The organism is Geotalea daltonii FRC-32 (assembly GCF_000022265.1).
GTDB lineage: Bacteria > Desulfobacterota > Desulfuromonadia > Geobacterales > Geobacteraceae > Geotalea > Geotalea daltonii.
Genome location: NC_011979.1, coordinates 1,759,586 through 1,779,718, shown reverse-complemented (window position 1 = coordinate 1,779,718; position 20,133 = coordinate 1,759,586). Strand labels below are relative to the sequence as shown.

General features: G+C 52.8%; 14 protein-coding genes. 7 read left to right on the top strand and 7 right to left on the bottom strand.

Annotation, left to right across the window (positions count from 1 at the left end; translation table 11 throughout):
• The first annotated feature begins 372 nt into the window (after positions 1-372).
• Complete coding sequence (gene hcp / locus GEOB_RS08035) at positions 373-2,007, top strand: hydroxylamine reductase (protein ID WP_012646704.1); 1,635 nt, start codon at positions 373-375, stop codon at positions 2,005-2,007.
• A 76-nt stretch (positions 2,008-2,083) separates the two neighbouring features.
• On the opposite strand, the gene GEOB_RS08030 is transcribed toward hcp, so the two are convergent.
• Complete coding sequence (locus GEOB_RS08030) at positions 2,084-2,272, bottom strand: tautomerase family protein (RefSeq protein ID WP_012646703.1); 189 nt, start codon at positions 2,270-2,272, stop codon at positions 2,084-2,086.
• 47 nt (positions 2,273-2,319) lie between these two features.
• A complete protein-coding gene (locus GEOB_RS08025) occupies positions 2,320-2,892 on the bottom strand; it encodes a flavin reductase family protein (RefSeq protein WP_012646702.1) in 573 nt (190 codons plus the stop codon).
• Positions 2,893-3,277: 385 nt separating this feature from the next.
• On the opposite strand from GEOB_RS08025, the gene GEOB_RS19280 reads away from it, so the two are divergent.
• Both GEOB_RS19280 and GEOB_RS19275 read left to right on the top strand, forming a co-directional pair.
• On the top strand, positions 3,278-5,458 hold the full coding sequence (locus tag GEOB_RS19280; RefSeq protein ID WP_012646701.1) for a GAF domain-containing protein: 2,181 nt from the start codon (positions 3,278-3,280) through the stop codon (positions 5,456-5,458).
• A gap of 2 nt (positions 5,459-5,460) precedes the next feature.
• Entirely contained in the window at positions 5,461-7,002 is a 1,542-nt protein-coding gene (locus tag GEOB_RS19275; protein WP_012646700.1) for a sensor histidine kinase, read from the top strand.
• 36 nt (positions 7,003-7,038) lie between these two features.
• On the opposite strand, the gene GEOB_RS08010 is transcribed toward GEOB_RS19275, so the two are convergent.
• Positions 7,039-8,463 carry an OmpA family protein gene (locus GEOB_RS08010; protein WP_012646699.1) on the bottom strand — a complete coding sequence of 475 codons (1,425 nt, stop codon included), beginning with the start codon at positions 8,461-8,463 and terminating at the stop codon, positions 7,039-7,041.
• A gap of 568 nt (positions 8,464-9,031) precedes the next feature.
• Between GEOB_RS08010 and GEOB_RS08005 the strand changes: the two genes are divergently transcribed.
• Positions 9,032-9,955, top strand: coding sequence for a sensor histidine kinase (locus GEOB_RS08005; protein ID WP_195892566.1), 924 nt, complete (start codon positions 9,032-9,034; stop codon positions 9,953-9,955).
• On the opposite strand, the gene GEOB_RS08000 is transcribed toward GEOB_RS08005, so the two are convergent.
• From GEOB_RS08000 to GEOB_RS07985, 4 genes are all read right to left on the bottom strand, one after another.
• Positions 9,903-11,081, bottom strand: coding sequence for an aminotransferase (locus GEOB_RS08000; protein ID WP_012646697.1), 1,179 nt, complete (start codon positions 11,079-11,081; stop codon positions 9,903-9,905). The two genes, GEOB_RS08005 and GEOB_RS08000, sit on opposite strands and share 53 nt — an antisense overlap.
• A complete protein-coding gene (locus GEOB_RS07995; protein WP_012646696.1) occupies positions 11,062-11,712 on the bottom strand; it encodes a tRNA-uridine aminocarboxypropyltransferase in 651 nt (216 codons plus the stop codon). The genes GEOB_RS08000 and GEOB_RS07995 overlap by 20 nt, the downstream gene beginning before the upstream one ends.
• A 77-nt stretch (positions 11,713-11,789) precedes the next feature.
• The gene (locus tag GEOB_RS07990; protein ID WP_012646695.1) at positions 11,790-14,318 is read right to left on the bottom strand and encodes a molybdopterin-dependent oxidoreductase; all 2,529 of its coding nucleotides are present in this window, start codon (positions 14,316-14,318) and stop codon (positions 11,790-11,792) included.
• A 175-nt stretch (positions 14,319-14,493) separates the two neighbouring features.
• The gene (locus GEOB_RS07985) at positions 14,494-16,512 is read right to left on the bottom strand and encodes a dihydropyrimidine dehydrogenase subunit A (RefSeq protein ID WP_012646694.1); all 2,019 of its coding nucleotides are present in this window, start codon (positions 16,510-16,512) and stop codon (positions 14,494-14,496) included.
• A gap of 248 nt (positions 16,513-16,760) precedes the next feature.
• Between GEOB_RS07985 and GEOB_RS07980 the strand changes: the two genes are divergently transcribed.
• The 3 genes from GEOB_RS07980 (at position 16,761) to coaE (ending at position 20,068) form a co-directional block, all read left to right on the top strand.
• Entirely contained in the window at positions 16,761-17,885 is a 1,125-nt protein-coding gene (locus GEOB_RS07980; RefSeq protein ID WP_012646693.1) for an aminopeptidase, read from the top strand.
• Between the two features lie 143 nt (positions 17,886-18,028).
• A complete protein-coding gene (locus GEOB_RS07975) occupies positions 18,029-19,411 on the top strand; it encodes a DUF342 domain-containing protein (protein WP_012646692.1) in 1,383 nt (460 codons plus the stop codon).
• A 51-nt stretch (positions 19,412-19,462) separates the two neighbouring features.
• Positions 19,463-20,068, top strand: coding sequence for a dephospho-CoA kinase (gene coaE, locus GEOB_RS07970; RefSeq protein WP_012646691.1), 606 nt, complete (start codon positions 19,463-19,465; stop codon positions 20,066-20,068).
• Positions 20,069-20,133: the final 65 nt, after the last annotated feature.

The window sequence follows — 20,133 nt, the reverse complement described above, 5'->3', positions numbered from 1 at the left end:
CGAGGATGGTATAATTATTGCCTTAGAATTAAATAAAAATCATGTAGCGCACAACTATCACCTAATCTGTTATTTGTCAATTTAAATGCTCTAATTTTACCCCTCATCCACTAATTCTGATTTTGATAATTGCGGAAGGTGATTTCCGTGCCCAGGGGTTTAGTACAATGGGAAAGCACCAGTGCAAAGCAGCAGTTATCCTTGGTGTTTGCATCTTCACTTTATTGACTTTTGTCAAAGCTTTGCTTGGCCGAAAAGGATAATGTTGCTCCATCGAAGGCTAATTAAAGAGAAAAAGAGTGAACCGATGAAAAGGATTCTGCAGGTTTTCGGCTTGTGTAGAACAAAAACAACATATAAAGGAGAAGAAAAATGTCAGAAATGTTTTGTTACCAGTGTGAACAGACCGCCAACGGCGGCTGCAGCAGGGTAGGCGTTTGTGGAAAACAGCCGGATGTGGCGGCCCTTCAGGACCAGCTCGTTTTTGCCATGAAAGGGATCGCCTTCTGGGCCGACAAGGCCCGGCAGAAAGGGATCAAAGATCAGGAGATCGACCGCTTCATGTTGGACGGCCTGTTTACCACCGTCACCAACGTGGATTTCAGCGCCGAAGAGATTGCCAAGCTGGTCCGCACCGCTGCCCAAATGCGCGTCAAGGCGCAAAATATTTTTGAAAAGGCCAATGGCGGTGCATATGGCGGCGCTGTACCGGCTGCAGCCCAGGCGTTCAATCCCGGCACGACTGCCGAACTTGTCACTCTTGGGGCGCAGCACGGAGTCAAGGATGACAGCATCGATCCCGATGTGAAATCGGTTCAGGAAATCATCATCTACGGCATGAAAGGCTATGCCGCCTATGCCCACCACGCCCTGGTCATCGGTCTGGAAAACGACGAGATTTACGCCTATACCCACAAGGCCCTTGCCGCCACCCTGGACAAGAGCCTCGGCCTCATGGATTTCGTCGGGCTGGCCATGGAATGCGGGCGAATCAACCTTGTAACCATGGAGCTGCTCAACAAAGCCAACACCGACAGCTTCGGTCATCCGGTTCCGACCCCGGTGCAGCTTGGGACCAAAGCGGGCAAGGCAATACTCGTTTCCGGACATGACCTGCGCATGCTTGAGGAGCTTTTGAAGCAGACCGTGGGTACAGGCGTCAACGTCTACACCCACGGCGAAATGCTCCCCGCCCACGGCTACCCGGGGCTGAAAAAGTACGCTCATCTGGCGGGCAATTTCGGCGGTGCATGGCAGGATCAGGCCAAGGAGTTTGTCAACTTCCCCGGCGCCATCATCTTCAATACCAACTGCATCCAGCGTCCCGCAGACAGCTATAAGGATCGGCTCTTCACCTGGGGACTGGTGCAATGGCCCGATGTGAAACATCTGGATGGCTATGATTTTTCTGCGGTAATCAGGAAGGCTCAGGAACTGCCGGGTTTTGAAGAGAACCCGGGCAAGGAGATCCTCACCGGCTTCGGCCACAATGCCGTCCTCGGTGTGGCAGACAAGGTCATCGATGCGGTCAAGGCCGGCCAGATCCGCCACTTCTTCCTCATCGGCGGCTGCGACGGCGCCAAATCCGGACGTAACTACTATACCGAATTTGCCGAGAAGGTGCCCAAGGACTGCGTCATCCTCACTTTGGCCTGCGGCAAGTACCGCTTCAACAAGCTGGATTTCGGCGACATCGGCGGCATACCGCGCCTTCTCGACATCGGCCAGTGCAATGACGCCTACTCGGCGATCCAGATTGCCGTGGCTTTAGCCGGTGCCTTCAATTGCGGCGTCAACGACCTGCCGCTGTCCATGATCCTCTCCTGGTACGAGCAGAAAGCTGTAGCAATTCTCCTCACCCTGCTCCACCTGGGTATCAAGAACATCAAGCTGGGACCGAGCCTTCCAGCTTTCATCACCCCGAACGTGCTCAACTTCCTGGTTGAGAACTTCAATATAGCCCCGATCGGCACAGCCGAAGGGGACTTGAAACAGATTCTCGGCTAAAGAATTCGGTCGGGCAACAAAAAAGGGGCAGCCGACGCTGCCCCTTTTTTTATTGCCATTTTAATACAACAGCCATTTAAGCCCGGTCCGTCAGAAGCTTGCCCCCCACGGCGATATCTTCATGCTCAAGCTCATTGATTATCACATAGGTAACGTGGGCTGGAGCCTGGGTCACCGAACCGACTGCTTCGGTAATTTTTTCGGCCAATAGCGCCTTCTGCTCCTTGGACAATTTTGAGGCTATATCTATTCTGATAAACGGCATGGTGTTTCTCCTTTTAGTTTGATTTAACGGTGATTCCCGTCCCCGCCTTATTCCACCAGCTCCCTGCCAATGGAAAATGCCTGACCGAGCAGCGATCCGATGCCGTAGTAGCCCCGATGACCCGTATCGTAGACCAGGGGTTTCAGCTTTAATATGTCCGGCAAACCATCCGCACCCAACACATCGGCATCTGCCTTTACATCCATGATTTCTCCCACGAACTGGGTGTGCAAGCCAATCTCAAGAGTATGCAGCAGGCGGCATTCCAGAACAAAGGGAAACTCTGCCGCATAGGGGGCGTCAACCAGATCGCTTTTCACAGCGGTCAGGCCGGCGACCGCAAATTTGTCCACATCCCGCCCAGAGACAACGCCCATATAATCCGCTTGTTTCACCTGATTTTCCGACACTATGCCGACAGTAAAGGCCTTTCGTTCCACGATGGCGGCATAGGTATGTGTCGCCTTGCGCAGGGAAACAGCAATGCAGGGAGGCTGGGAACAGCAGATACCTCCCCAGGCTGCATTCATGATATTGGGCTTGCCTTCGTGGTCATAAGTTCCTACCATCAGTACCGGCGTAGGAAATAGCAGGGTCTTGGCCCCCAAAGATTGCTTCATGATTTACCTCCTGTAAATTTCAACTGTGTGGGTTGGCTATTTCTTTACTGCATGGATTCCGTGAAATAATGGCAGGCACTTACGGGCAGGCTGGAACCGGGCAGCTATGCATTGATGCCCTGTTTGCAAATTATTCCATTGAAGTTATCCGTCTCTTCGTGGTGGAAAAACATTAGACCGGCTGTTCTTTCATGTCAAGCAGTATTAGCCTCGTTGCCCTCCCCCCCACCTGTTCCCCAGCCTCAGCAAATTTTCAATTTTTTATAGCCAGATACACCAAATTCATGTTAGTTAATTTACTCACTATAATTATACCCCGCCCGGGCACCGCGCTCTCACATCCACCCGGTTGTCACTTTCATCTTTTGCGTCTGGAGAAAATTTTATGGCCGATACCAGGGTGCAAATTGAGCATAAGCGGGTGGAAGAAGAACTGCATGAGAAAACAGTCATCCTGCACAACATCTATGGCAATTCCCCCTTCCTTATAGGAGTAATAGAAGTCGCGAAGCAGGTGGTCCTTGCCATAGATGTCAACAACGCAGCGGTCCGATGCTTTGCGCTCGAATGCTGCAATCAGCCTGAGCCACTCCTTGGCATGGCAACTGATGCCAATGCCTTCTGGGCTGCCCAGTGCAACCATTGCCTAAAGGAGGGTTTGCCAGTCAGTTTTGAGTACGAGCATGCGGTCGCGGGAAGCAAGCGCCCGCTTTCGGTCGTCATCGCCTCGATTGGTTCGGCCGATCGTGACCACCCAAGGTTCACCTTTATCGCTGAAGACATTGCCAAACGTAAACGGTGGAAAGACGAGATCTTCCGCTCCCAGGCCAGACTTTCAGACATCCTGGCAAATATCAGCGACGGCTTTCTGTCCGTCAATTATCAATGGCAGATCACCTATGCCAACCAGCGCGCCGCACTAAACAGCCCTTATGAACAGGATGAGCTTCTGGGTCGCAATCTATGGGAGGTTTTTCCCGAGCTGATCAACACCAGGCTGGAAACGGATTATCGCAAGACCATGACCCAGCGAGTATTCAGGCATACCGAGGTGTCATGGGGCCCACCGAACACCTGGTTCGATGTGAGAGTTTTCCCGAATCCAGAAGGCATTTCCATCTACTGGGCCGACATTTCCGAACGCAAGATGGCAGAGGAAAACCTGCTCAGGATCAATGAACAGCTGGAATGCCGCGTAGCTGAGCGTACCGGAGAGCTTGCCCGGATGGTGAGTTCCCTACTGGAAGAAGTTGATGAACGGAAAAAGACCGAGCAGCAGCTGTTGCATTTGAACCGCCTTTATGCAGTAATGAGTGAAACTACCCAGACCATTGTCCACACCACCCATCGTGATTCGCTGTTTCAGGAGATTTGCCGGATCGCAATTGAACATGGCGGTTTCAAGCTTGCCTGGATCGGGCTTCTGGATGAAAACGGCATTATCGGACCACAGGCATGGAGCGGATTTGACCAAGGTTTCCTGGACCTGATTCCTGTTTTTTCACAGGAACAACCGATTGAAATGCCTGCGACCTGTTCCGCCATAAGAAATGAGGTATTATGGATTTGCGACGACATTGCCAAAGAAGCTTTGCAGCCATGGCGCAATGAATCGGCAAAAAGGGGATTTGGTTCTGCAGCCGCCCTTCCTCTTAAACTGAATGGAAATGTCATCGGCGCTTTCACCCTCTATGCGGAGGAGCCGGGCTATTTCAACAGACAGCTGATCTGCTTGCTGCAGCAGATGGCAGTTAATATTTCATTTGCCCTGGAAAATGTGGATCTGGCCTGCCGCCGGCTGGAGACGGAACACAAACTTGCCCAGGAAAGCGATGAACGGCTGAAAACCATGGAAAAGCTTCACCAGAGGGAACGTATGCTCATGGAACAGAACCGGCATGCTGCCATGGGCGAAATGATCGGCAACATTGCCCATCAATGGCGCCAACCTCTCAACTCGCTGGCGCTCCTGCTCCAAAGGCTGCCGTTATTTCATACGGCGGGCAAACTGGATACCATATTCTTGGAAGATAATGTAAATACAGGTATGAGCATTGTCAATCATATGTCCCAGACCATCGACGACTTCAGAAATTTCTTCAAACCGGAAAAGTGCAGAACCACATTCAAACTGGCCGAAGTAGTGGCAAAAACCCGGTCGCTGGTTGAAGCCAGTTTCAACGACCTGGGGATAACCTTGGAGATAAGAGCAGAGGATGATCCACTGGTAAACGGATATCTTAACGAATACTCCCAGATCCTCCTCAACATACTGATCAATGCCAGGGATGCTTTTCTCCAACGCAACGATATTGCACAGCCTCGCATAATCATCAGACTTGGCATGAACGGCAGCAGAACGGTCGTGACAATTACCGATAACGCAGGAGGAATACCGGACGACTTCCTGCCGAAAATATTCGATCCTTATTTCACCACTAAAGGCCCAGACAAGGGTACGGGCATCGGACTCCATATGGCTAAAACAATTATCGAAAACAATATGAAAGGAATGCTGACAGCCCGCAACACCGGTGAAGGCGCAGAATTCAGAATTGAGGTATGAAGATGGGGCAATCGGCTAATTACGGCAAGGGAATAAAAATTCTTTATGTTGAGGATGACCCGCTCTCAAGAGACCTGTTGTCGACAATGCTCGCCATCAGGTTCCCTGAAAGCGAGCTTTTGACAGCGGAAAATGGTGAGGAAGGCTTTAAATTGTGCATGGAACAAAATCCGGATTTGGTTCTCACCGACATCCACATGCCCCGGTTGGACGGCATCGGCATGGCGGAGAAGATCAAGGTACTGCATCCCGGCGCCGTCATCATAATAATATCTGCTCACAGCGATACCCGCCATCTCATCAGGGCGATCGAGCTGGGAATAAACCGGTACATCCTGAAACCGGTCGATAAGATGAAGCTTTTTGCCACCATGGAAAATGCCATTGCGGGAATTACCATGGAAAGAGAGCTCAAAGAACATCAGAAGCAGCTCCGGGAGAGCAGGGAACTTCTTAACTCCATAATCGAAAGCAACTGCGATGGGGTTTACATAAAGGATCTCGAAGGGCGTTACCTGATGGTTAACACAGCAGCCGCGCTAATGACAGGCAAATACGCAGAGGAGATCGTCGGCCGTGACGATTCTGCCATTTTCCCTCCTGAAACGGCTGAGATTTTTCGCAGGAACGATCTTCTGGCCATCAAGAGCGGCAATCCCATAAATTTCGTGGAAACCCTCGTCGACAGGAATGGAGAAACTGCCTTTTTCCTCACCACCAAAGGTCCGTTGCACGATGACCAGGGAAATATAAACTCAACCTTCGGCGTCTCCCGTAATGTGACTGATCAGAAAAGATATGAAAAGCAAATTGAAACGCACAATGCCGAACTGGAACAACGGGTAAAAGAAAGAACGTGGAACCTTGAGCAGTCCAATAGGGAAATGGAAGCTTTCTGCCATGCCATTTCCCATGAATTGAGAGCTCCAATCGCCCGACTGGAAGGGTTCCACCAAGCTGTTTCCGAATGTATCGAGACCCGGGATTACCTGGACATTCCGTATTACATGGAGAGGCTTGGCTATTCCACACAGCAGTTGAAGGCTGCAGTCGATGCCTTATTGATGATGTACAGACTGACCAAAACTGAGATCTCCCTGGAAGCAGTGAATCTGGCCTATCTCTCCCAGCAGGTGATGATCGACCTGATGGAGGAGTACGGCAGCCGCACCATACACTTCGACAACAGGCCGGAAACCATCGTCCAGGGTGATAGGAAGCTGCTCACCCTCTGCATGCATAACCTTCTCGGCAATGCGCTTAAATATTCGTCGAAAAAACCTGAGTCGGTGATCAGCGTCGGACAGGAAAAAAGAGGGGGGGAGAATATCTACTTTGTCAGAGACAACGGGGCCGGGTTCGACATGGCCTATGCAAGCAACCTGTTCAAACCTTTTTCCCGTCTGCACCATCCCACCGAATTCGAGGGAACCGGAATCGGCCTTGCCACCGTGCAGCGAATCATTGAAAAACACCAGGGAAAGATCTGGGCAGAGTCCCGGCTTAATGAAGGCACCACCATTTTCTTTACCCTGGGAGTCTGAAGCCCCCCTCCCGGAAAGGGAGAGGGGTAACGGTGGTCACTTTTCCACTACGCAGTCGAAGATCGCATTTATCCTTCGATTTTTCTTTCGCCCCTCGGCAGTGGTGTTATAGGCAAGGCGCCGTGAAGCACCATATCCCTTGGCGGAGAGGCGAGACCGCTCTATGCCTAACTTTTCCACCAGATAGTTCACCACGTTTTCCGCCCTTTCCTGGGAAAGTTTCTGATTGAAATCCGCCGTACCGGTATTGTCGGTGTGCCCCTCGATGAGTGCAGTTGTGGTCGGGTACCGCTTCATGTACTCAGCGACCTTGGCAATCTCGTCATGGTACCGTGGTTGTATTTCTGCCCTGCCGGTTTCGAATTCCATCAGCAGCGACATGCACAGGCGCTCCGGTGGCGAAATCTTTGTCACATCGAAAGCACAGTCGATGATGGCATCAATACGACGGTTCTTCTGCTTGCCTGCTTCGGTGCCATTGTCGGCAACAGGATGTTTGAATCCGTAGCCGGTTGACGACAGGCGGGAGCGATCTATGCCGAATTTGTCCACCAGATAGTTGGTCACACTCTCAGCCCTTCTCCGTGAGAGGTCCAGATTATGTTCATCCGTGCCCACGTTATCGGTGTGCCCTTCTATCACGGCGGTCGTATCCGGGTACCTTTGCATGAACTCCCCCACCCGTGCAATTTCCCGGTGGTCTTCTGCCCGAATCAACGCCTTGTCTATGTCAAATTGAAGATTCAATGAAATGCAATATTTGTAACGGCCGGGGGTCGGTTCGGCTGCCGGAACCGGAGCAGGCGGAGCTTCCTCCTGAACAGGGGGAGTGGGAACTACCTGCAGTAATGGAGGTTCCGGCGCGGCCATCACCGCAGGCTCGGGCCCTTTGCCGCCAAACTGCCAGGCAAGACCTATCGTGTACTCATAATTAAAGCCGGTGCCTTCATCGTGGTATTCCCCCGGACGCTGGACATTGGCCCCTTCGCGAAATACCATATTGCGGAAATCGGCGCGCAGGGCAAGGTCATCGGTAAGAAAATATTTGGCGCCGATGCCGTAGTCAAAGGCTCCCTTGCTGACTGTGTGCTGGCCTTCCGGATCCCTGGTCAGCCCCACATAGCCTGCCGCAAGGTACGGTACCAGCTTGTTGTCCGGGAATACATGCAAGAGCACCTCTCCCCCATAACGGTAGAAGTTGATATCCTGATCGGCCCGGGTCGATTCTGTCCTGGCATAGTCGAACAATCCCTCGACGCCCCAGTGTTTGGTGAAGTTGTAGCCGCCACGCACCCCATAGACGGGCCTGGTTTCAATATGCTGCCTGCCGTCGAATGTGTATCCACCGATAATCCCGGAAAGTGTGAAGGAGCCGGGACGAATTCCTTCGGCCATCGCCGGAGAAAGCAGAGAAAGGGTGACCAGGGAAACCAGGCAAATTACAAAGTTGATTTTCTTCACATCGCGCCCCCTTATGACGAATTAAAATATTAACAATAATTTATTAACAACTCTAGAATACAGTTTCCTTTTGTCAACGCAGCCCCTGGGAAAAAACGTTTATCTCTTGAAATTGAGGTATCAGGGCTCAGCTAAATATTCAGCCTATTCAAATTTTCGATTGCCATAAGGTTTTTCCATGCTAGAATTATTGCGAATTAATTATTGACAGCTTATCTAAACCTTATCGTGCCCCCAATTGCAGCACTAATGATGTTGAGACAGGCAATCCATGAGAGAACTCGTTTACCCCATGCAGCCAAAAAATTTGTTTGTTGTGACAGCACTCCTCTTTTTTGTCATTGTTTTCATACCTGTCTATCGGACCTTTGGATTCGCAATCACCTCACTATCCATTATACCGGTGATAGTTGCCGGATACCTGTCGTTCTTCCGTATCGCTGCTCAGTCAACCATCTTTCCCGGAGAAGCTGCCGGCCCATGCCAATTTGGCCCGAAAGCCAGGTACTGCTCTGCTGCAAAAATGGAAACAGACACCGCCAATGAAAATGGCAGGGGGAGGTGCCCAGTGCAGGGAAATGTTCGGGATATGAGAAGACAGAAGGTGATCGACCGTCAGGAGCAGTTGGAGAATCTGGTCTCGATAAAAAGCACTGAACTATGTCAGTTGAATCAGCGACTCAACAAAGAGATTCATGATCGGCAGGAAGCGGAAAAAAAGGTTCAGAACTTGCGGGTGGAACTGGAAAGGCGAGTGAGGGAACGCACCAGACGGTTGGAAACTGCAAATCAGGAACTGGAATCTTTCAGTTTTGCCGTTTCCCATGACCTGCGTTCACCACTGACCAGTATCATCGGCTTCAGCAACGCCTTGCTGGAGGATTGCGGCGATAGTCTCAGTGATCAGGCCTGTCAGTATATGGAGAGAATCATCGCCGCCTCTGACAGAATGAAAGGAAAGATCGAGGCTCTGCTCAATTTTTCGAGAATGAATCTGACTGAATTGTCAGTATCCCAGGTGGACCTGAGCCAGATAGCCCTGGACATTATGCGGGATTTGAGTGAAACATCGCCACGGGACAATCTTCAATTAGAGATAACTGCCGGATTAACAACAATGGCGGACAAGGTACTGCTACGTGCCGTCCTGGAAAATCTGCTTGGGAATGCCTGGAAGTACACTGCCAGGAAGGACAAGACTGTCATCAGGTTCGGAGCAAAAGACCTTGCCGGGGGAAAGGTTTATTTTGTTTCCGACAACGGAGCAGGATTCGACATGGAGCATGCGGACAAGCTGTTCGAGCCGTTCCAGAGGTTGCATCGTATAGATGAATTTGAAGGGAACGGCATCGGCCTCACAACGGTCAAGCGCATTATTCGTCATCATGGAGGCAGGGTCTGGGCTGAGGCTGCCGTTGACCAAGGCGCTACCTTCTATTTCACCATTGGGCGGGTTGAAAATCACGGAATCTCTGCACCGCTTCGGCAATAAAGTCCTTTCGAATGTTGCCGAAAGCCAGCCGCAGATAATCGGTCAGGCCCGGACCAAAGACTTCCCCGGGCAGAGTCAGTAGTCCTGCCTCTTCAACCAGCTTTTTTGCCACTTCCCTGCCGGTCCTGCCGGCAAAGGGGTGCCGCACCCAGCCGAAAAAAGTACCGCTGGCGACGAGCTCAAAGGCATTGCCAGGCTTGGTAAATTCATGGCAGAAGCAGTCATGCCGCTCTTCCATCATCACCCTATTCTGCCTTACCCATCCATCCAGATTCTCCGCACCGAAGCCAACCGCATGCTGGGTGATCCTTGGCTGACAGACAGCCATGGTATCCTGTGCCTTCAATGCATGGTGGATGAACTGTGCAGAGGCTGCCAGCATGCCGGCCCGGTAACCGGTAAGGGCATAGGTTTTGCCGAAGGAGGCAATATGGACGAAGTTGTCCCCCCAGCCACTCATGGTAAAAAGGTCGTGGGGCCGGGCTCCACCGGCAATGAAATCGCAATAGGTTTCATCAAGGACCAGAGCAATGCCATGTCTGGCAGCTAATGCATGAAGTTGGTGGATGATTTCCGGCGGGGTCACGACACCAGTGGGATTACTGGGCGTCACAAGGAGAATGGCCCTGGTGCGTGATGTAATCAGGGATTCCATGCAGGAAACTGAAGGCAGCCCCCCTGCAGCCTCATCAAAGGGAACATAGACAGGGCAGATACCAAGAATCTCCAGGGCCATGGGATGATCGAAGTAAGCGGGAAGAGGAAGGATCACCTCGTCCCCTTCCCGGCACAGGGTAACCATGGCAAGCCAGAAGGCCTGACTGGCGCCGATGGTCAGGCACAGCTGCGCCGGATCAAGGTTGGCCCCATAGGTACGGCCATAGCGGGCGCAGATCGCCTCCCGCACCTCAGGGAGTCCCTCGTCCGGAGAATACCTGGCAATGAGAGGATCGCTGATCAAGCCAGCCAGATATTCGGTAAGAGCAGTGGCCGGCGGATAATCGGGAACAGCCTGACAAAGATCGATGAGCGGCAGGTCAGGTCGAGCTGCCGCCAGCCACCCCTTTACTTCGGAAATCGGGGGAAAATGCACCCTGCTGATCTGATCACTGATGGTAAACTTCATCGATTCCCCTCCCCTCGCCCGGCAGGTTAATACCCGGCGTAGCCCCCTTAGCAACCAGCGTGCGATGCACCATCTGGCGGAAAAGTTCCTCCATCCCCTTCTGCACGACCGGACCTTCGATTATACCCATGGCCCTGGCGATCGCTTCAAAGGTGGCCAGCCCGTCCTCGTGATGTTCACGGCGGATTCCCCACTCGCTCGGTGGCCCCGCAGGAAGTCGGACCATCTCGACATTTTCCAGCCCCGGCAGCCTGCGACCCATGCGAGAGGCCTGCCGCCAGTTGCCGTCCGGCACCACCAGTGTTATCGGACGAGGATCCTTATCCAGCAGTTTTTGGTCAAGAACCGGGACTTCTTCCCCCGGATAGAGGAGCAGGGTTCGCCGCTCAGGATGGATCAGGTCACTGCAGTCAAGGGGCTGTTCCAGGTGGCCATGAATGCGCAGTTCACTGTTCTTTAGCACTCTAAGCGCAAGGGGACCGGTTGCCGTTGTTTTGGTAAATTCCCTGTGATGCATGACGAGGACAAGTCGGGTCGCCAGGTCGTAGATCGGAATAAGGTCGCAAATGCACAGATGCAGATGCATTCTACAGTTTTGGCAACGCTCAGCTCTTTTCGATCTGCTACCCATAAAAAGCCTTTATCAGTATAGAAAAAGCCCCTGGCAAAAGTGCACAGGGGCTTTGAGTTTGTTTTTAAGTTGCTCTCTTAAGCCTTTTCCACCGTTACGCCGACGATATTTACACTGCCCTGGAGAAGAGAGTTGGCATTGAGGTCGCGGAAGTGGGACGGAGCAAAAAGCAACCCGGCCTGCAGTTTGTCGCTTACCTTGGCCTTGCCTGTGATGGTACCGGCTGGGGAGCTTATTTTAAGGGCTGCCCCGTCAGCAACGCCAACCTTGGCTGCGTCGCCGGCAAATATTTCGATGTATCCTTCAGCTGAAACACTGAGGTTATTCTCTGACCGGGTGGTGGTGGTGCCGTTATGGTAGCCGATGGGACCGACCAGCAGATTGAACTGGGACTGAGCGGCAGATTTATACGAAACAGCCCCGGAAAATGCCAGATTCTGCTTCAGCTCGAATGCCTTGGTGTTGATGGCGATGCCGCGACCCTCAATGGCTGGTACTTCCTTGGCATAAAGGGGCGTAAGGCTTTTGAATTCCTCCAACAGCTCCGCCGGGAGGTGCGCGTGACCTGCATGGGTGAGACGGTTGTAAAGCTCACCGATGATATCCCAATCTTCCCGGGCATCGCCAGTTGCATCGACAGCCTTGCCAAGAAGCTGCAGCCTGTTGTCGGTCGTGGTAAAGGAACCGCTTTTCTCGGCAGCAGCTGAAGCAGGGAAGACCACATGGGCCATCGCTGAGGTTTCGCTGGCAAGAACATCCTGAACTATGAGAAGCTCCAGCTTGGCCAGTGCTTTTTTGATGCGGTTATTGTCGGGATAGGTGGTCAGGTCGCTACCTATCACGTAAAGGGCTTTAATAATGCCCTGTTCGATACCATCCAAAATCTGCCAGAAATCTTTGCCTTTGGCAGTGGGTGGCTGATAGCCGGGCAAATGGGTCGGAGCTGCACCCACATCCAGCATTCCCTGGGTATTATTCTTGGCATCGACAGGAAATAAACCTCCGGTCTCCTTGCCGATACAACCGACGAGCAGCGCCAGGTCGGCAAGGGCTGCGACCTTTTCTGCAGCACCTTTGCTGCGCATGAGGTCTGCACCGAAAAGAATGGCGACACTTTTCTTGCCGCAGATGAGGGCAGCGGCCTCACGCAGTTCACCCTCGCCGACACCGGCCGCTGCTGCCAGCTCGGACAAAGACAGGGAGGCAAGAGAAGATTTCAGTGCCTCAAAATTGGCCACCTTTCCCTGGACGAATCCTTTATCTTCAAGACCGCCATCGATGATAGCCTTCATCAGGCCGTTGATCAGCGCCAGCTCGCTGTCGGGCCGATACTGCAGCATGCTGTTCGCATATTTCCTTAGCTTCACCCGGCGCATGTTGGCGACCACCAGTTTGGCGTCGTTTTTAAAAGCAGCCTTGATGACCCGGTACTCGGCACCGGTTGCCTCAGCATTGAGGTCACTCCCGAAGACCAGAACTGCGCCGGCATTATCTATCTTGTCGATGGTTGCGCTGGCGCCCGTCAGCCCCAGTTTTTCCCTGAGCACGCTCTGCGCCGCAGCATAGCCGAACCTCGCCTCGGAATCGATATTGCTGGTACCGACTGCAGTGCGTATGAATTTCTGGAAAAGGAAGTTTTCTTCATTGGTTACACGGGGCGAAGCGATGCCTGCTACCGCATCGGCGCCCGAAGTCTTGATTATCGCCTGCAGCTTCTCGGCAGCAAAAGCCATGGCTCGGTTCCAGTCGGCAGCGATCTGTCTTCCTCCCTCTGCCACCAGTGGGACGGTCAAACGATCGGCGGAATTGAGGTAGCTGTAACCGAAACGGCCGTTGATGCAGAGATTTCCATTGTTAAAGGTGCTGTCGTCGCTGGTAACGCGGGCAACACGACCGTTCCTGGAGTGGTATTCGATCTGGCAACCATTGCTGCAGAAGGCACAGACGCTCTTGGTCACGTTGAATGACCAGGGGCGGCCTCTGAATTTGAATGGCTTGCTGATGAGAGTTCCGGTAGGACAGGCGGCAACGCAGTTACCACAGAATTCACAGTTGAGCGGCTTGCCATCCACGGTATCGATAATGGTCGCTTCACCGCGATTGACAACGGCAATGGCATCACAGCCGACAATCTCATGATCGACCTTGACGCATTTCTCACAGAGAATGCAACGATTGGGATCGCTTTCGATCAACGGCCAGTCGTAACGGATCTTGCGTCTTTCCAGAAGGGCGGAGTATTCCTGCTTCGCCACATCCAGTCCGTAGCAGGCATCCTGAAGGTCACATTCCCCTCCGGCATCGCAGACGGGGCAATCCAGCGGATGATTAACCAGCATCAGCTCCATGACCTTACGGCGGATGGCAGAAAGCCTCTCGGACTGGGTGGTAACGTTTATGCCTTCCTTGACGGGCGTGTTGCAGGCCGTCATGGTCCGCTCGACCCCTTCGACCTCAACCGCGCAGACGCGGCAGGCGCCGGTAGGAGAAACCTTCTGCAGCCAGCAGAGGGTCGGGATCTTGATGCCCACTGTCGCCGCAGCTTCAAGGATCGTTGCCCCCTTGGCCACCGTTACATTCTTGCCGTCGATTATCAGGTTAACCATGTTATCTTTACCTCAGATTTTTTTCAGGTCTTTGTTTATAGCTAATACTTTACCGGGAAGGACAATTTTTCGTTCTGGCAAGGCTGTCAAGGGAGTGCGCGGAGGCGTACCGGAAGGTACGCCGCACAAGCAATCGCGAAGACTTACACAGCCAGGGCGGAAAAGTGACCTTCCCCTATACCGCAACCATGGCGACGCGGTAGCAGCGCAAACACCTCTGCGCCTCCTTCACCGCTTGGCTGTCGGTGAAGCCTAGCTCCACCTCGCAGTAGTTCTTGTAGCTGGCGCGCTCCTTGCCGTGAACCTCACCCTGGTGAGCCCTGGCCGCAGAATCAAGACAGGAAACATTTTCATTTTTGTCGTAGACGCCCATGTAGTTGAGAATGTCTTCCATGTACTCGTCATCGGTCAGGTACGCCTTTCCTTCCTCCAGCCAGCGCTGCATCACCTTGGCCGCACGATGGCCGCTGCCGATGCAGGCGACGACAGTAAGCGGTCCGATTTCAGCATCACCACCGGCAAAGACTCCGTTACAATCGGTGATCAGGGTCCTTGACTGGTAGTTGCCCATGCCGTCTTTCAGATCCTTGCCGGCCGCATCTTTGTAAGGGACATACTTGGTAATGATGGTATTCCACTTGGTAATGTCGATCCCCATGTCTGCCGGGATGAAGCTGAGATCGGGATCCTGGCCGATGGCCGGGATGACCGTGTCGCATTCGACGACAAACTCACTGCCGGCCATGGGTTCAGGACGGCGGCGTCCGGAGGCGTCCGGCTCGCCAAGGGCCATACGTACGCATTCGACACCGGTTATCTGGTCATTACCGTCAACGATAATCCTGGTAGGAAGAACCTGAAATTCGAATTTGACCCCTTCTTCGTCGGCACCGTCCACCTCCCAAACGTCGGCAGGCATTTCTTTACGGGAACGACGATAGAGGAGTGTCGATACTTCGGCGCCTTCGCGAAGGGCGACGCGAACGCAGTCAATGGCAGTGTTACCGCCGCCGACAACAACCACCTTTTTCCCCATACCGGTAGGCTTACCCATGTATGCCTCGCGGAGAAAATCGATTCCGCCTTTAAGGAAGCCCTTGTATCCTTTGTCTTCGCCTTCCACTCCCATCGGCTTGGAGCGATGGGCGCCGGGAGCCAGGAAGACGGCATCGTATTTCTTCTTCAGGTCCTCAAGGGAAATATCCTTACCGATGCGGGTATTGTATATCATCTCGACTCCCATGGAGGAGATGATGTCGATGTCCCGCTGCAACAGATGGCGCGGCTGCCGATACGGAGGGATGCCGACGGCAACCATCCCGCCGCCGAAACCTTCGGGAAGCGCTTCATAAATGGTTACGGGATAACCTTCAAGTGCCAGATAATATGCTGCGGCCAGGCCGGCAGGGCCTGCGCCGACGACGGCGATGGTTTTCCCCTTGCGAGGTTTTGGCTGCATGGGAGGCTCGAACTTGTGCTTCCACTCGTAATCGGAGGCCGTTCTCTTCAGCACCATGATGCTGATCGGTTCATCCACGTTCTTACGCCGGCATGCTGTCTCGCAGGGATGTGGGCAGACACGGCCACAGACCGAGGGGAGCGGCATGCTGTCACGGATAGTGCCAAGGGAATGATCGTAATAATATTCCTTGATCGCTTCGATATAGGCAGGTATGTCGATGTGGGCAGGACACTTATCCTGACAGGGGGCCGTATACTTCTCGATATAACGGAAATCTCCGGAAGTTTTCTTGCCGCCATTGATATAGGCAAGGAAATCATTGCGGAAGTTTTTTACCGCGTCCAGGACCGGCACTGTGGAACTCTGGCAAAGCGTACACTTGCAGTTTTCCAGGAGCTTCGTCAGATCTTCTATGGTGTCCAGGTCCGCCTCGGTTGCATTTCCGCCGAGAATGGCAGCCAGGGTGTCCATAAGCACTTTTGTACCCTTTTTGCCGGGGGTGCACTTACCGCAACAGTAAAGGGTCTGTACGCGCCGCATATATTCCGCTGCCATGGCTGGTACATCCACACTCCTGTCGAAGACGATGAGACCATCCCAGCCCATGAATGCAGCCAGCGGACGCTCCCCGTCATAGGTGACCGGCAACCGGAACTGGGCATCCTTAGCCTCGCCTCCGCTGCGATTATCAATAATATTTCTACCCCAGCTGGAAAAAACCACCTGTGCCACATCAGCCTCCACAAAAACCCGTTAAATTATACCTGGTAAAGCGTTTATCTACCTGTATTTACTAAATAAATATACAACCAATCATTGTATACAGTATGCAAATAATTAGCACAACAAGGCTGGGTAATCAAGGGAAAAATCACTGCTTTAGGCGGGTTCTGCAAATGGTTGCCAGCCGAAAGAGGCTCTGTTATATAGTTAACAGCAGCACTTTTTTGCACAAATAAAGCTGTAAGGGAGAACCGGTCATGTATACTGCAGCCTTCGCATCGCTTTTCACCATAAATATGGGCATCAAAGCAGGTGAAAGAATCCTTGTCTTCAGCGACATGATCAGGCCCGAAGAACAGCCCTCCGCAGACGATGCAGACCGCCGCAAGCGTCTTCTTGAAACGGCTGCCGCAGCTGCTGCCTTCGCAAAGAAAACCTACGGCAACACAACCTTCATCTCCTTTCCGGCAACTGCGGCCTCTGGGGCCGAGCCACCACAAGAAGTCTGGCGAGCGGCACTGGGGGACAACACCGTCAACAGGTTAGCCGTAGCAGGCATACTGCAGAGACTTTTATCCAAGACAGCCTCAGTTGAAGATCTGGACCTGGCAAAACAGACCGTTATCGCCGGAAAAGATGCCGTCACAGAAATAATCATCGCCCTGGCCAACAATTCAACCAGTCACACCCGTTTCCGTTCGTTAGCCACTGCTGCTGGCGCCAGATTTGCCAGCCTCCCCCATTTCGACCCAGAGATGTTCCTTACATCAATGCAGGTTGATTGGCCTGCACTCGCCGAGAGGACCAGGCGACTTGCCGCAGCAGTCAATCTCGCTTCAACCCTTGAGGTTACGACACCGAACGGCACCAGAATGCTGATGGGAAAAGAAGGACGTACGGCTGAGGGAGACGACGGACTTTTGACGACTCCGGGAAGTTTCGGCAACCTGCCGGCCGGGGAGGTTTACCTGGCACCGGTGGAAGGCATGTCGGAGGGGCAGATGGTTCTTGAATATGCTCCGACGCGTAAACTTGACACTCCACTTGTCCTGACAGTAAAAGGGGGGAAGGTGGTGGATATTGAAGGCGAAGATGCGCACCGGAAACAACTGGAGAAGAAATTCGCCGAAAGCGTCAATAATCGCAACATTGCCGAACTGGGAATCGGCACCAATGACAGGGCCAAACGACCGGATAACATTTTGGAAGCAGAGAAAATACTGGGCACCATCCACATCGCCCTTGGTGACAATTCCGGTTTCGGCGGCACCGTAAGTACCCCGTTCCATGAGGATTACGTCTTTTATAAACCAACCCTGACAGCAATTCTGCCAAATGGCACACGTAAAGTACTCTTAACCGAGGGAAAATCTGTGCTCTGATTGACTGCAAAGATTTAAGAAAATGCCACTCCGTGCCGATATTTCTCATATATAATAAAGAAAAACCGACTGGAACAGGGGCAGCTGCGATGACGGATGAAAAAGAAACAGCAGGATCGCTAGAAAAAGCCCGGGGCGGTGCAATGACAGTGATTGTTGACCCGGATATGATGTCGGCTTATGTCACCATTGTACCGGGCGAAGGGGGCACGTCGGTCACTTCGGATGAGGTTGTCCAGGCCCTCACTGGAGCGGGAGTGATCACCGGCATCCTCCATGACGAGATAGAAAAAGCCGTTCACGAGGGTGAAGTTATCAAGAGAATGGTTGCGGCAGGCCGTCCACCACAACCGGGAGAGGATTCACAGTTTATCAGCCTCATTCCTGAGATGAGGGAGCGGTGTCCATTGGCGGACGAAGAGGGCAATGTGGATTACCGCAATATTGGAGGCATCATAAGTGTCAAACCCGGGGATCCGTTGCTGCGGCGGACTTCACCGACCAAAGGAGTTCCCGGTGAGAATCTTCAGGGGGCACTACTGCCCGCTAGCGACGGCATCGACATAGCCTTTGCGCCAAACCTCAGCGGCACGGCGCCTGCCCCCGATGACAGCGATCTCCTCCTGGCTGCCATTTCAGGGCTGCCGGTCCTGATAGATCGTGGTATCATCGTCGAACCTGTGCTCAAGGTCAAAACAGTAGACCTGTCCTCGGGCAACCTGCATTTTACCGGCGCCATCGATATTTCCGGTGACGTAAAAGCCGGCATGGAAGTGACCGCCACAGGGGATATCATCATCGGTGGCGTGGTAGAGTCGGCAAAGGTCGAGGCTGGAGGAAACATCGAGATAAAAGGGGGCATAATAGGCCAGAAAGAGGTAAGAAATGACAGGGGGGAACTGAATACGGACATCGCTCACGTCCGTGCTCAGGGCTCGATTTCAGCTCAATTTGCGGAACATGCCTTAATTCATGCCGGCCAGGACGTTATGATTCGCGAGGTTGCCATGAAAAGCGACATCACCGCCGGAAATTCAATAACTGTTGGTGAAAAAGGAATGCGGAAGGGACATATCATAGGGGGCGTCTGCCGGGCAGCCACCCTTGTCCATGCCATCATCGCCGGGTCCCCCGCCAACGTTCCCACCAGGATTGAAGTGGGTGTGGACCCAGCCATTAACGAAAAGCTTTCAGCAGTAAAACAGCAACTGGCGGACAAGGAAAAGCGCCAGGAAGAGATTGATAAGACACTGACCTATATTCGTGAGAATGCGAATAAAGTAGATCCGGGCATGGCAGCGCTCAAGGAGAAGGTACACAGCCTGCTGCAGTCCGAGATCGCCGAGTTGAACAGGCAGAAAAAAAGGCTGCAGAAACGACTTGAACTGGTCAATAACGCCAAAGTTGAGGTAGATAGCAGTGTCTACTTCGGCGTGCAGATCATGGTCGGCGACAAAATGCTGACGATTGAGGACGATCTGCAGTCAAAAACTTTCAGCAGAGGTGAAGACGGCATTGTCTACTGAATTCAGCCCCCAGGGAAAACTGCAATATATCGGGTATATCGGGAGAAGTCAGTGCGTATAATCGGGCTTACGGGGGGAATAGCCTCGGGAAAGAGCACAGTGGCCGAACTACTCAAAGATATGGGAATCCCGGTCATTGATGCGGACCAGCTATCGCGCCAGGTTATGATCCCTGGGGAATCCGCCTATAATGCCATTGTATCCGAGTTCGGCACAAGCATCCTCAACAGCGACCTTACCATCAACCGCACTGCCCTGGGCAAAGTTATCTTTGCTGATCCTGCCGCCAGGCTTAGACTGGAAGCCATTACCCATCCCGCCATACGCAGGCGGGCAGAAGAAGAATTGCTGCAATTGAAGCAAACAGGCGCCCGGATTGTCATTTATATGGCACCCCTGCTCATAGAAGCGGGAGCCACCTCAAGAGTCGACGAAATATGGGTAGTTTACGTTGACAGGGAAACGCAGCTAAAACGGGTGATGGCACGGGACCAAGTGACCATGGAGGAGGCTCAGCAGAAAATAGCCGCCCAGATGCCAATGGAAGTTAAGAAGCTTCATGGATCAGTGGTGATCGACAACCGGGGAAGCAAGAAGGAACTGGCAACCCTGGTGAGGGAGCTGTGGGAAAGGGAAGTTCTGCAAAAGCAGCAATAGCAAATAATTAAAATCAAAAAGCCCACATCTGAGCCGATTATAGGTTACCTGCAGATGTGGGCCTT